The 12,972-nt window shown below is 68.1% G+C and carries 10 protein-coding genes; 6 read left to right on the top strand and 4 right to left on the bottom strand.

The features are described from left to right. Positions 1-45: 45 nt before the first annotated feature. Positions 46-1,452 carry a glutathione-disulfide reductase gene (gor, locus tag NR798_RS46490; RefSeq protein WP_375769079.1) on the bottom strand — a complete coding sequence of 469 codons (1,407 nt, stop codon included), beginning with the start codon at positions 1,450-1,452 and terminating at the stop codon, positions 46-48. 394 nt (positions 1,453-1,846) lie between these two features. Here gor and NR798_RS46495 point away from each other — a divergent pair, with 394 nt between their 5' ends. The 3 genes from NR798_RS46495 (at position 1,847) to NR798_RS46505 (ending at position 3,283) form a co-directional block, all read left to right on the top strand. Continuing rightward, a complete protein-coding gene (locus NR798_RS46495; RefSeq protein WP_375769080.1) occupies positions 1,847-2,332 on the top strand; it encodes a hypothetical protein in 486 nt (161 codons plus the stop codon). 36 nt (positions 2,333-2,368) lie between these two features. Then, positions 2,369-2,704 carry an SPW repeat protein gene (locus tag NR798_RS46500; RefSeq protein ID WP_375769081.1) on the top strand — a complete coding sequence of 112 codons (336 nt, stop codon included), beginning with the start codon at positions 2,369-2,371 and terminating at the stop codon, positions 2,702-2,704. A gap of 96 nt (positions 2,705-2,800) precedes the next feature. Further along, positions 2,801-3,283 carry a hypothetical protein gene (locus NR798_RS46505; protein ID WP_375769082.1) on the top strand — a complete coding sequence of 161 codons (483 nt, stop codon included), beginning with the start codon at positions 2,801-2,803 and terminating at the stop codon, positions 3,281-3,283. A 14-nt stretch (positions 3,284-3,297) separates the two neighbouring features. Here the strand turns inward: NR798_RS46505 and NR798_RS46510 are convergent, their stop codons facing one another. Then, a complete protein-coding gene (locus NR798_RS46510; RefSeq protein ID WP_375769083.1) occupies positions 3,298-4,137 on the bottom strand; it encodes a DUF1963 domain-containing protein in 840 nt (279 codons plus the stop codon). Positions 4,138-4,236: 99 nt separating this feature from the next. On the opposite strand from NR798_RS46510, the gene NR798_RS46515 reads away from it, so the two are divergent. From NR798_RS46515 to NR798_RS46525, 3 genes are all read left to right on the top strand, one after another. Next, on the top strand, positions 4,237-6,027 hold the full coding sequence (locus NR798_RS46515; protein WP_375769084.1) for a glycoside hydrolase family 15 protein: 1,791 nt from the start codon (positions 4,237-4,239) through the stop codon (positions 6,025-6,027). A gap of 94 nt (positions 6,028-6,121) precedes the next feature. Then, positions 6,122-7,096, top strand: a complete 975-nt coding sequence (locus NR798_RS46520) for an NADP-dependent oxidoreductase (protein WP_375769085.1) — start codon at positions 6,122-6,124, stop codon at positions 7,094-7,096. Between the two features lie 112 nt (positions 7,097-7,208). Then, positions 7,209-7,838, top strand: coding sequence for a YigZ family protein (locus NR798_RS46525; RefSeq protein ID WP_375769086.1), 630 nt, complete (start codon positions 7,209-7,211; stop codon positions 7,836-7,838). An 18-nt stretch (positions 7,839-7,856) separates the two neighbouring features. Here the strand turns inward: NR798_RS46525 and NR798_RS46530 are convergent, their stop codons facing one another. Together NR798_RS46530 and NR798_RS46535 are read right to left on the bottom strand one after the other, a co-directional pair. Next, the gene (locus tag NR798_RS46530; RefSeq protein ID WP_375769087.1) at positions 7,857-8,480 is read right to left on the bottom strand and encodes a hypothetical protein; all 624 of its coding nucleotides are present in this window, start codon (positions 8,478-8,480) and stop codon (positions 7,857-7,859) included. 285 nt (positions 8,481-8,765) lie between these two features. Continuing rightward, positions 8,766-12,941 (bottom strand): SIR2 family protein, encoded by a 4,176-nt coding sequence (locus NR798_RS46535; protein WP_375769088.1) that lies wholly within the window; start codon positions 12,939-12,941, stop codon positions 8,766-8,768. Positions 12,942-12,972 lie beyond the last annotated feature (31 nt).

A 12,972-nucleotide genomic window follows, 5' to 3' on the forward strand; every position in this document is an offset into this window, starting at 1 on the left:
GTGGGGGCGCTGTGGGGGCTCTGTGTTTCAGGGCGTTCTCTTCCCTCAGCCCTGACGGGCGTCGTGACCGAGCTCCTTCGCCGCGTCCGCCACCGGATCCGGCCGCTTGTCCCTCATCGTCACGAACTCCTCGGCCGCCGTCGGGTGGATGCCCACCGTCGCGTCGAGCTGCTTCTTCGTCACCCCGCACTTCAACGCCACCGCCAATCCCTGGATGATCTCCGGCGCGTCCGCTCCCACCATGTGGAAGCCCAGCACCCGCCCGCTGCCGCGCTCGACGATGACCTTCATCATCGTCCGCTCGTCCCTTCCGCTCAGCGTGTGCTTCATCGGCCGGAAGTTGGAGACGTAGACGTCCACCTCGCCGTGACGCTCGCGCGCCTCGAGCTCCGTACTCCCCACCGTCCCCACCGGCGGCTGGCTGAACACCGCCGACGCCACCCCCGTGTGGTCCATCTTCGTCGGGTTGTCATGGAAGAGCGTCTCCGCCAACGCGCGCCCCTCGGCGATCGCCACCGGCGTGAGGTTGATGCGGTCCGTCACGTCCCCCACCGCGTAGATGCTCTCCACGCTCGTGCGCGACCACTCGTCCACCTCCACCGCCCCCCGCGCGTCCAGCCGGACTCCCACCTCCTCCAGCCCCAGCCCCTTCGTGTGCGGCACCCGCCCCGTCGCGTACAGCACCGCGTCCGCCTCGAGCGTGTCCCCCATCCTCGTCAGCAGGCTCAGCGTCCCGTCCGAGCGCTTCTCGATGTCCCGGATGAAGGTCTCCGGCCGGATGTCGATGCCCTTCTTGCGCATCTCCTGCGTGAGCATCGCGCGGATGTCGTCATCGAAGCCGCGCAGCACCGTGTCGCCCCGGATGAGCATCATCACCTTCGCCCCCAGCGCGTTGAAGATGCCCGCGAACTCCACCCCGATGTAGCCCCCTCCCACGATGGCCAGCCGCTTCGGCACCTCCGGCAGGCTCAGCGCTCCATCCGAGGAGATGGCGTGCTCGATGCCCGTCACCTCGGGGAGGAAGGGATACGAGCCCGTCGCCACCAGGATGCGCTCCGCCGTGTAGCGCTGGCCATTCACTTCCACCGTGTGCCCGTCCACCACCCGGCCCCGGCCCTCGATGAGCTGCACCCCCGAGTCCCTCAGCAGGCGCCGGTAGACCCCATCGAGCCGCTCCAACTCCTTGTCCTTCGCCGCCTGGAGCTTCTTCCAGTCGAAGCCCGGCTCCGAGAGCGTCCAGCCGTAGCCCGCCGCGTCCTCGAACTCCGAGTGGAAGTGCGCACCGTAGACGAGCAGCTTCTTGGGCACGCAGCCGCGGTGCACACACGTGCCACCAATGCGGTTGTCCTCGCAGATAGCCACGCGCGCGCCATACGAGCCCGCACGCCGGCTCGCCGCCACCCCGCCCGAGCCCGCGCCAATCGTGAACAAGTCGAAGTCGTACTGGGGCATCGTGTCTCCTCGTCATCCGGGCCCTCCCTACTTCCCCTCTCCCCTCGGGAGAGGGACGGGGTGAGGGTGCCCGTCACCGTGTTCCAGCCCGTGAAGGTGGGCAGGGTGGTCCCGATATGCTCCCGCGAGAATCCGCTGACACGGACCGCGCCGTTCATCCGGCGAGAACCGGACGTTCTGTCTGGCCTCCGGTGCACCCAGGGACCCGGAGTGGACCCTCACGGGCTCAACCCCATTCACCCGATACCCTCACCCTGTCCCTCTCCCGAAGGGAGAGGGGAAATGGGCGAGGGGGCAGTGACGCGTTCAGGTCCTATCTTTCCCGCGTGTGGCTCGGGAGGTGGACGTGAGCGAGCGGGCAAGCAGGCGCCTTCTTCGAGGGCTCGGTGCTGGAGTGATCGGGACCCTCGCCCTGTCCGCCTCGGAGCCCCTCCGCGACTCCATGCTCGGTCATCCGCCTCCCTACTCGGTGGGGAACATCGCCAGGCGAGCGGCTCGCGCGTGGCTCGGTGTACGGCTGCGTCCCCGGCAGGCGCAACGGTGGGGCCTCGCCATGCGCTGGCTCTACGGGCCCGCGCTCGGCGTGCTCCAGGGCTCGCTGCGGTTCCTGCTGCCGACCTCTATGCCCCTCCGCGGCTTCCTGCTCGGTGGAGGCGTGTGGCTCTTCGAGCGGCTCTCCTTTCCGCGCCTGCGCGTCACCCCGCCCCCGCGCACCTGGTCTTCCACCGAGCGCCAGTGGCTCGCCCTCCAATGCCTGCTCTTCGGGCTCGTCACCGGAGCCGTGCCCCCTCTCGTGCAGGCGGGCGGGCCCGTGCGTGAACGCCCGCCGCGCGAGGGTGGACTCCCGGTTGCACCCGGGACCCCTCTCTCCCCACCTTGAACCCGTAAACGGTGCAAGCGTCCGGAGGAGCGGCGAATGTGGGCTCGCTGGTTGAACGTCATCCTGGGTTTCTGGCTGGTGTCGGCGCCTTTCGTGCTCGATTACCGGCTGCAAGAACCCCAGTTGAATGACCTGTGCGTGGGGCTGGGCGTCATGCTGCTGGCCCTCGCGGCCATCGCCATCCCCAAGCTGCGCTACGCCAACACCCTGCTCGGTGTCTGGCTCATCCTCTCCCCCTTCCTCCTGGGCTTCGGCGGCTACCGCACCGCCACGCTCAACGACATCATCGTGGGCCTGCTCGTCACCGCGCTGTCGCTCGTCTGGGACCACCGGGTGTGGACTCCTCATCGGAGGCCCCTCACCCAGTCGTAACGCATCGTCCGTTGCCCGACGGCGGTACGACGCCCCCCGGCTGTGGGGCGCGGCGTGGGTGTACTGCAATGGGCTCCCCACCACCGGAGGAGCACCATGCAGCCATTTCTGAAGCCCTGCCTCATCGCGGCGAGCACCCTGGCCCTCACCGCGTGCATCGTGATCGGCAAGGAGAAGACGCACGCGCCCCGGCTGACGTGCGCGCCCGAGACCGCCGCGCTCATGAAGAAGCTGCGCCTCGCGCCGGGCCAGCAGGGCTCCCTGCACCTCGAGGCCAGCCAGCCCGGAGGCCCCAACGACTACGGCACCTACCGCCAGGGCCAGGTGACGAGCCGCCTGGAGAGCGCCCTGGGTGACCTGCCCGCGGGCACGCTCGTCCAGGGCGTGCTCTGGATGGACACCGGCAAGGTCCAGGTCCGCTACACCCAGGCGAGCACGCCGGAGGGGCAGAGCTACCCCGTGTGCCTCGTGCTCGGCTCCTCGGCCCCGGGCGGCGTCTACGCCGAGGCCGGCACCACCGCCACCGCCATCACCCTGCCCAAGAGCGTCCCCTTCACCGTCGTCGCGCAGTTCGAGTGAGGGGCCGGCCCCCGTCAATAATTGGCGAGCGTCACGACGGCACGGTCGAGCCGGTTCTCCGCGAGGTCCGCCTCGTGGATCAGCACGTAGACCCAGTTCGATCCCCAACCGAAACCGGTGGGGTTGTCAAAGGTGAGCCGCAAGAGCTGCGCGTACTCGTCGAGGGCGCTGCCGCGCCCGGGTGGAGGCTCGAAGCCGTAGGGTTCTTCGTCGAGCCCCGCGCTGCGGTGGCCGAAGAGCCGGTGGCACTCTTCGCGCTCGTCCTCGAGGAAGCCCTTCGGCGTCCAGTCGTTCCACTCAGACCAGAGTTCCTCGTCACCGGCGGGAAGCGGCGCGTGCCACGCCTCCCCGCCCGGGAGCGACCACCCCGGAGAGAACACCATCCGCGTCTCCCAGGGGCCGACACCGGGTGGCACCGCGCCGGCCCGGGAGCGCTCCTCGGAGGGCTCCGGGTACCAACGCACGCGGAAGAGGGGCATCCCCTTCTCTGACGTCCCGAAGTCGAGCGCGAAGAGCCCGCGACGCGGCATCCCCGGAGGCGGGTCCTCGACCTGGGCGAAGTGGATCTGCCCGAGGAACGAGTAGCGTCCCCAGGTCAGGTCCGCCTCCTCGACGTACGGGACGCCGCCAAACTTGCTATCGAGGGGCGAGAGCACCGGTTTCGCGGCGTCGCCGGCGAGCAGGCGGCCCAACCAGGAACGGCGGAGCGGCGCACGGGCGACACGTTCTGACCGGATGTACGTGCATCGCCGGGGTGCATCGGCGAGGAAGCGCTCGACGCCGGCCAGGAGCTCCGGGGACCGCGAGCCAATCAACTGGCGCAGCTCTGCGGGCAGCTTGAGGGAAGGTCTCATCGCCCGCGTCTTATCGCCTTCGCGAAAGGGAGAGGGGGCTCGTGTGCCCGCCCGCTCATCGCCATTGCCCGCCCGGTGTCATCCCTACCTTGGAGGGCGATGCCCCTACGCCTCGAAGACTACGCCCTCATCGGTGACACCCAGAGCGCCGCCCTCGTGGGGAAGGACGGCTCCATCGACTGGCTTTGCCTGCCGCGCTTCGACGCCGATGCCTGCTTCGCCGCCCTCCTCGGCTCCGAGGAGAATGGCCGCTGGTTGCTCGCTCCCTCCGGAGGCATCCGCCGCGTCCGGCGCCGCTACCGCCCTGGCACCCTCGTGCTGGAGACGGACTTCGAGACCGACACCGGCACCCTGCGCGTCATCGACTGCATGCCGCCGCGCGGCCGCGAGCCGGACCTCGTGCGCGAGGCCGTGTGCCTCGAGGGCCACGTCTCCGTCCGCATGGAGCTCACCATCCGCTTCGGCTATGGCAGCCGTACACCCTGGGTCCACCGCATCGACGGCCGCTTCACCGCCATGGCCGGGCCCGATGCCCTCACCCTCTGCTCCGACGTGCCCCCGCGCCTGGACGACTCCACCCTCCACGCCGACTTCTCCCTCTCCGCCGGCCAGTGCGCCCGCTTCCTCCTCACCTGGCACCCCTCGCACGAGCCCGTCCCGTCTCCCATCGACGCGGCCACCGCCGTGCAGCACACCGAGGCGTGGTGGCGCGAGTGGTCCTCGCACTGCACCTATGACGGCCCCTGGCGCGAGCAGGTGCTCCGCTCGCTCATCGTCCTCAAGGCCCTCACCTACTCGCCCACCGGCGGCATCGTCGCCGCACCCACCACCTCGCTGCCCGAGGCCCTCGGCGGCGTGCGCAACTGGGACTACCGCTACTGCTGGCTGCGCGATGCCACCTTCACCCTGCTCGCCCTGCTCAACGCCGGCTACCGCGAGGAGGCCCAGGCCTGGCGCGACTGGCTGCTGCGCGCCGTGGCCGGCGAGCCCGAGGAAATCCAGATCATGTATGGCGTTGCCGGCGAGCGCCGCCTCACCGAGCAGGAATTGCCATGGCTCTCGGGCTACCAGGGCGCCAGTCCCGTGCGTCTGGGCAACGCGGCCGTGTGCCAGTTCCAGCTCGACGTCTTCGGCGAGGTGCTCGACTGCCTCCACCTGGCCCGGCGCAGTGGAGTCCCCCCGCGCGAGGAGGGCTGGGGCCTGCAGCGCCACCTGCTCGACTTCCTCGAGTCCAACTGGGAGCGCACCGACGAGGGCCTCTGGGAGGTGCGCGGCCCGCCCCAGCACTTCACCCACTCGAAGGTGATGGCGTGGGTGGCGGTGGACCGGGCCATCAAGTCGGCCGAGCAGTTCGGCCTGCCCGGGCCCGTGGCGCGCTGGAAGGCGCTGCGCGCGCGCATCCACGCCCAGGTGTGCGAGCGCGGCTATGACGCCGGGCGCGGCAGCTTCGTGCAGGCCTATGGCAGCAAGGACCTGGACGCGGCGCTGCTGCTCATTCCGCAGCTCGGCTTCCTGCCGCCGGGAGACCCGCGCGTGGTGGGCACGGTGGACGCCATCCAGCGCGAGCTGTGCGAGGGCGGGCTGGTGCGCCGCTACGACACGCACCGCTCGGAGGACGGGCTGCCGCCGGGCGAGGGCACCTTCCTGGCGTGCTCCTTCTGGCTCGCGGACGCGCTCACGCTGCTGTGCCGGCTGGACGAGGCGCGCACGCTCTTCGAGCGGCTGCTCTCGCTGTGCAACGACGTGGGCCTGCTCGCCGAGGAGTATGACCCGCGCACGAAGCGGCAGCTGGGCAACTTCCCGCAGGCCTTCAGCCACGTGGCGCTCATCAACACCGCGCAGAACCTCACCAGCGCGAGCTGCCCCATCACCGAGCGCCCGCACGCATAGCACCCGCTCCCCGTGCGGCCTGCCGGGCTCTGACGAGGCCCTGGGGAGTGCCCATCCTCTGCGTGAACCGGTTTCACCCAGAAGGAGTCTCACCATGGCCCCCTCCATTCCCGACAAGATGAAGGCCGCGGCGCTCGACCGCTTCGGCGGCCCGGAGGTGCTCGGCATCAAGACGGTCCCCGTGCCCACGTGCGGGGACGATGAAATCCTCATCCGCGTCGAGGGAGCGGGGGTGGGCGTCTGGGACTCCCTGGAGCGGGAAGGGGAGATGGCCGGGATGATGGAAGGCCAGCCCCACTTCCCCTACGTGCCCGGCGCCGACGGCGCGGGGGAGGTGCTGGCCGTGGGCAGGAACGTGCGGCGCTTCAAGGTGGGGGACCGCGTCTACGCCACCGCGTTCCTGAGCCCCAAGGGAGGCTTCTACGCGGAGTTCACCGTGGCGAAGGAGAAACACGCGGCACGCATTCCCCAGGGGATGAAGGTGGAGCAGGCGGCGGCGCTGGCGGCGGACGGCATCACCGCGCTGCAAGGGCTCGAGGACCAGCTGCGGCTCCAGGCGGGGCAACGCCTGCTCATCTTCGGTGCGAGCGGGGGAGTGGGACACATCGCGCTGCAGCTCGCCCGGCGCCTGGGAGCCCGGGTGCTGGCGGTCGCCTCGGGCGAGGACGGGGTGGAGCTGGCCCGGCGGCTGGGCGCGGAGGCGGTCGTCGAAGGCCATCGCGGGGATGTGGAGAAGGCCTGCCGGGACTTCGCCCCGGACGGGCTCGACGCGGCGCTGGTGCTGGCGTGCAATGACCGCTGCCTGAGCGCGTTGAAGCACGTGCGCCAGGGCGGCCGCATCGCCCACCCGAACGGCGTGGAGCCCGTCCCCCAGGGCCCCGAGGGCGTCGAGGTCATCGCCTACGACGGCGTCCCCAGCCAGAAGACGCTCGAGCGGCTCAACGAGCTCATCGAAGCGGGGCCCTTCCACCTGGAGATCGGCCATGTCTACGCGATGGAGGAGGCCGCTCGGGCCCAGAAGGAGGTGCTCCAGCACCACCTGGGCAAGCTGACCCTGCGGATCCACTGAGCGGGCAGCAGTTCCCTGGCGCCCCGGCCCTGGCTCTACGGCAGCTTCGCCCGGCCAGGGCCCGCGCTTCGCGGTTGGAACGGAGGCCGGACACTGCCAAGAGAGGGGGTCCATGTCGAAGGACTCGCGTTACCGCATACCGGCGCGCCTCCACCGCGTGGAGCAGGAGCTGCAACGCAGCCGCTTCATCACGACGATTGCCCCGGCGCCGACGGTGGAGGAGGCCAAGGCGTTCATCGCCCGCGTCCGCGAGGAGTTCCCCGACGCCAACCACAACTGCTGGGCGTACGTGGTGGGCCCGCCCGGCTCCACGGGCATGGCGGGGATGAGCGATGACGGCGAGCCGCACGGGACCGCGGGCCGGCCGATGCTGACGGCGCTGCTCCACGGCAACGTGGGAGACGTGGCTGTCGTCGTCACCCGCTACTTCGGCGGAACACTGCTGGGCAAGGGCGGGCTCGTGCGGGCCTATACCGGCTGCGTCCAGCAGGGCCTCGAGCACCTCCCCACCACGGAGCGCGTGAGCAAGGCCCGCCTCTCCGTCGAAATCGAGTACGCGAGCGTCGACGGCTTCCGCCGGATGCTCCCGGCCCATGAGGCGGAAGTCGTCTCCGAGGAGTACGCCGCCACTGTGGGCTATCAACTCCTGCTCCCCGTCACCCGCCTGGAGGCCTTCCAGACCGCGCTGCTCGACCTGACCAACGGGCAGGCCCTGATGGAAGTGCTCGACCCCGGGGAGTGACGGCGTCAGGTCCAGTACTCACCGGACGATGAAGTCGAACCGCTCAATCGCGGCCTTGAGCTCCGCCTCGGTGGTTCCAGCTCGTTTCGCCTCGGCTGGCGCGTAATAGGTCACCGCGACCGTGGAGGGTACATCCTTGTAAGGCCCCTCCAAGATGACCGGGACAAAGGTTCCCGGCCACCCCACGTTCGTCAGTTCGCGCCCATGGCCGATGGGGTCGAGGATGGTGAAGCAGGGCCAGCGCGGCAGCCGTACCGCCCGCATGTCGCAACTGTGGAAGCGGCACTGGTCCAGGCGGGCCTCGGAGAAGTCACAGTCCTCGACGGCGCCCAGTTCCCACCCCGTTGCGTTCCCAGGCCACGGGCCGAAGTCGCAGCCCACCATGCGCCCCGTGAAACGGCACCCCTTCAGCGCCGCACACGTCCAGGACTTGTTCTTCAACTCCTGCTTCACCTCAATGGTGCAGTCGATGAGACGCGTCGGGCTGATCAGCAGCCGGCTCGAAGGCACGCGGATGACGATTGAACACCGCCGCAACGTCAGGTTCGGCCCGAGGTAGATGAGGCGATCCGCCTCCGCCTTCAGCTCCAACCGTTCGCCCTCGATCTCCCGGTCTTCGTAGATGATGTTTCCGCGCCACATCTCCGCATCCCTCAGAAGAAGATCGTCCGGCTAGTGGGGTTTGATTTCCCGGTCTGCCCGACGATGATGCCAAGCATGACCGGATGGATCATCTCGGGGCTCGTCGCCTTCGGGCTGGGTTGGCTCTTGAGGGAGAGAGATCGACAGAGCCCGACTCGTGGAGAGATCGACAACAAGAAGCTGACGCCTTTGCAGGTCTTGTACAGCTGCCTGTTGGCCTATCCCTTTTGCCTTCTTGTCGTTTTCCTCCACCGCTCGCTGTACTGAGCGTCCATCAGTCCCGGCTCAGGCCTGACTGGCGGCGGTGCGCTGAAGCGCATCCAGGATGACCGGGAGTTGGGCGTGGTCGCTGTAGGGGATGACCCGGACGTTGTACTCGCGCTCGTAGCGGTCACGGTCGGTGTCGCTCGGGTCCTTCAGGAGCGCGTAGTGGCGGCGGGCCGCGGACTTGAACGCCTCCGCGTTCCACCTCAGCACCAGATCGAGGTCGAGCGGGTCGTTCATCCCATAGCCGATGAACAGGAACGTGTACCCCTGGAGCAGGTGGCCCAGCACCGCCCGGTAGGACGGGTTGGAACGGACATCCCTGTACTCGCTCTCGGTCATCACCACGGTGTCGTGGCGCTCCGCCGTCCCGTGGACCTTGAGCAGGACATGGCGTCCGGACTCCAGGTCATTGAGCGCTAGGTCCGATTCCTTCCACGTATAGGCTTGCCTGTGCTGTGTCTCCTGGAGCCGTTCGAGAAGCGGGTCATAGTTCGTGGTCAGGATCGCGCGGACACCGAGCCGGGCCACGGCCTGATGCGCTGCTCCTGCAGCCGCGTCCGAGGGACGGAAGATGTCGTTGAGCGCCTTCTGGTAGTCGCGATCAAGGGCAGCGCGCAGGGAGCCAAGGTCCGCGAGCATGACCTCGAGACGCATGCGTCCGGAGAACAGAGCACGCCGGGCCTGGATGACCTGCTCGTCGAGCGAGCCCAGGCGCTCACAGGCGTCGAGCAGCCGGTGGGGAAGCTGCGACCACGTGGGGAAGTTGCCCTTGACGTCCCGGCCGAGCGACAGGCCGGAGCCGATGAACAAGGCCAGCCCGTTGGAGCGGTAGGCCTCAAGAACAGGTTTCGGCAAATGGGTGTTCAGGATGGCTCCCGAGGAAGGTCCACGCTTCGAGTCCGGATTCGTACTGGAGGCAGCTGAGTCCATCTGGAAGGTCCAGACATTTCCAAGCACATCCCCCGCGCAGATGACGTCGAACGTGGATGTGACCGCGACAAAAGCACCAGCTCCGTAGAGTGTGTGCAGGCAACGACTTGAGTTGATGTCCCACAACTTCAGCGTCCCATCGTAGGAGGCGGATACCACGCAACGGCCATCGGGCGTCACCGCACAGGCAATCACCTCGCCCCTGTGGCCATCCAAGGTCGCCAGTGTTCGTCCCGTCTCCAAATCCCACACCCTCAGTGTCGAATCCTGAGATGCCGACACTATGTGCCGCCCGTCCGGCGTTACCGCGCAGCTCATCACCTCGGCCGCATGGCCCACCAGCGTGGCCTCCTCCCGCCCCGTCGCGAGTTCCCACACCTTCAAGGTTTTGTCCCAGGACGCGGACACCACGCGCCGCCCGTCCGGCGTCACCTCGCAGCCACTCACCAGTTCTCCGTGCCCCCTCAGCGTGGCCACTACTCGTCCCGTCTCCAGATCCCACACCTTCAGGGTTTTGTCCCAAGACCCGGACACCGCGCGCTGCCCGTCCGGTGTCACCACGCAAACCATCACATTCTCCGCATGGCCCTCCAGTGTGGACAACTCTCGCCCCGTCTTCAGCGCCCATACCTTCAGTGTCCCGTCGTAGGAGGCGGACACCACGCGCTGCCCGTCCGGTGTCACCGCGCAGCCCATCACCGCAGCCTCGTGGCCCACCATGGTGGACAGTTCCTGCCCTGTCTTCAGCTCCCACACCTTCAGCGTCCCGTCGTGGGATGCGGACACCACGTGCTGTCCGTCGGGTGTCACCACACAGCGACTCACCAATTCCCCATGACCCACCCGGACGGCCGGTTCATGCCTCACTTCCAAGTTCCACACCTTCAACGAGCCGTCATTGGAAGCCGACACGATGCGCCGCCCGTCCGGCGTCACCTCACAGCCCATCACCCCTTGACCGTGTCCTTTCAGGCGAGCAACTTCTCGACCTGTCTCCAAATCCCACACCTTCAGCGACGAATCGTGGGAGGCCGACACCACGTGCCGCCCATCCGGCGTCACCGCACAGGCCATCACCGGAAACTCGTGACCCACCAGCGTGGCCATTTCCCGCCCTGTCTGTAGATCCCACACCTTCAGTGTCCCGTCCCAGGACGCGGACACCACGCGCCGCCCGTCCGGCGTCACCCCACAGTCCATGACACCGTTCTCGTGACCCGCCAGCGTGGCCACATTCCGCCCCGTCTGCAGATCCCACACCTTCAATGTGCTGTCCCAGGACGTGGACACCACATGCCGCCCGTCCGGCGTCACCTCGCATCCAAGCACATCCGCGCGGTGCCCCTTCAACGTGGCCAATTCCCGCCCCGTCTCCAGTTCCCACACCTTCAGCGTCCCATCGTAGGACGCGGACACCACACGCCGACCGTCCGGCGTCACCACGCAGTCATTCACTTCACGCGCGTGGCCCACCAGCGTGACCACCTCCCGCCCTGTCCTCAACTCCCACACCTTCAGCGTCCCGTCGTGGGATGCGGACACCACGTGCCGCCCGTCCGGCGTCACCGCGCAAGCAATCACATAGTTCCCGTGCCCCACCAGGGCGACCAGTTCTCGCCCCGTCTCCAAGTCCCATATCTTCAATGTCCCGTCCCAGGACGCGGACACCACTCGCCGGCCGTCAGGCGTCACCGCGCAGCCCCTCACATGCTTCTCGTGCCCCTGCAGGGTACGCTCGCTACCCCTTCTTCTCAGCGGATGTAACAGGCGAAGAACAGGCAGCCCTCCCGGGAAGCTGAACGTCTTCTCGATCCGCTCAGCGCTCCACCCCGAGGAGCGCAGCCGGGTGTAGACGAGCAGAGCCAGATCTCCCGGGTCCCTTCTCAAACCATGCGACCCGACCTGGATGGCTTGATAAAGAGCCCTGGGACACTCCGGGTCGTGTCCTCTGCCCTCTTCCGCCGCACTCCTCAAATCATCCTCGACGGCGAGGACACCCGCCAACTCGCACTTGGCGCCTAGGAAGCCCAGGTCCGTATAGAGCTTTTGCGCCTGTTCCCACTCCTCAGCTTTGAGCCAATGCATCACGCCATGGCGCAAGGCATAGCTCCAGCGGAAGCCCCGCTCGACCCCATCTACAGGCCAGCGGCACAACTGCTCCGCCAATCGCCGGTGCTCAGCCCTCTCCCGCTCCTCACCGAGCTTCCACAGGATGAAGTTCCGGAAGAACTCGTGAAAGGGCCGCCAAGCCTTGTCGCCCCTCGCGGGCCCCGCCTCCTCCAGCAGCAACGACCGCGCCACGCGCAAGAACCGCTCGCCGTCCTCCAGTTCCTTCCACCCAGCCACGGCGGCCAGCGCAAACAGCGGCAACGCTTCACGTGCCGCAGCCACGATGCCTAGTCCCGCAGAGGCTACCTTGCGAAGCTCATCGGGCAGCCTCTGGATGCGATCCCAGATATCATCGAGCAAGGCCTCCAGGCCCCGTGGTAGCAATTCAGCCTGCCTCCTCTCCAAGGGCTGTTCTTGTAACCACTCCGCCAGCTTCACCGCGTAGAGCATGTTGCCTTCGGCCCGCTGCACGACTTCATCTACGAAGGCGGGCATCAGCGGCGGCATGAATCCAGGGGCCACCTGCTCCCAATACTGGCGCACCACCTTCTCGTTCGAGCCTGCCCACCGCTCGCCATTCAGGTCAACAGTGCGAACGCCCTCCCGTGCCTCCAGCCAGCTCAGGTACGGGTACGTGGGCCGCGAGGCACACAGCACCTTCACCCCGGCAGGCAGCACGTGCGGCAGGAAGCGCGACAGCGGGTTGGCGCCGTCCGGCTCGCCCTCGACCTCGTCGAGGCCATCCACCACCAGCACCAGCCGTTCATTGCGTAGCTTCAATTCCTTGTCCGAGACTCGCTGCAACAGCTCCCTCAGACGCGACTCGGGCCGGGCATCAGGCTCGACCAGTTCGGGAAACAGCCGCTCCACCTGAGCCGCCAAGTTGCGCTTCACCACATCAGGCCGGTCCCAGTCCTCCACGCCGCGCCGCAGGAAGTGGTGCGGTGACACCAGGAGCTCCGCGGCCTCGCGCCGCTTCAGCCACTCGGCCAGCAGCGCGCTCTTGCCCATCCCCGGCCCGCCCTTGACCAGCACCCACCCACGCGAAGGACCGCCCAGCAGGAGCGCATCCAGCTCGGCCATCAAGTCCTCTCGCCCGAGCAGCTCCTCGTGGCGTCCCCGCTCCAACTGGAAGTCGATGATGTCGCTTGCCATGCCCGCCCTGCATGTTACCAGGGGGCCAATC

Origin of the sequence: Archangium gephyra (assembly GCF_042230915.1) — a bacterium.
Lineage (GTDB): Bacteria > Myxococcota > Myxococcia > Myxococcales > Myxococcaceae > Archangium > Archangium gephyra_B.

Bases quoted from the DNA above. Each gene is read 5' to 3' on its own strand.
- gor (WP_375769079.1), bottom strand. From the start codon at position 1,452: ATGCCCCAGTACGACTTCGACTTGTTCACGATTGGCGCGGGCTCGGGC.
- NR798_RS46520 (WP_375769085.1), top strand. From the start codon at position 6,122: ATGGCCCCCTCCATTCCCGACAAGATGAAGGCCGCGGCGCTCGACCGC.
- NR798_RS46535 (WP_375769088.1), bottom strand. From the start codon at position 12,941: ATGGCAAGCGACATCATCGACTTCCAGTTGGAGCGGGGACGCCACGAG.
- NR798_RS46500 (WP_375769081.1), top strand. From the start codon at position 2,369: ATGTGGGCTCGCTGGTTGAACGTCATCCTGGGTTTCTGGCTGGTGTCG.
- NR798_RS46510 (WP_375769083.1), bottom strand. From the start codon at position 4,137: ATGAGACCTTCCCTCAAGCTGCCCGCAGAGCTGCGCCAGTTGATTGGC.
- NR798_RS46515 (WP_375769084.1), top strand. From the start codon at position 4,237: ATGCCCCTACGCCTCGAAGACTACGCCCTCATCGGTGACACCCAGAGC.
- NR798_RS46530 (WP_375769087.1), bottom strand. From the start codon at position 8,480: ATGTGGCGCGGAAACATCATCTACGAAGACCGGGAGATCGAGGGCGAA.
- NR798_RS46525 (WP_375769086.1), top strand. From the start codon at position 7,209: ATGTCGAAGGACTCGCGTTACCGCATACCGGCGCGCCTCCACCGCGTG.
- NR798_RS46505 (WP_375769082.1), top strand. From the start codon at position 2,801: ATGCAGCCATTTCTGAAGCCCTGCCTCATCGCGGCGAGCACCCTGGCC.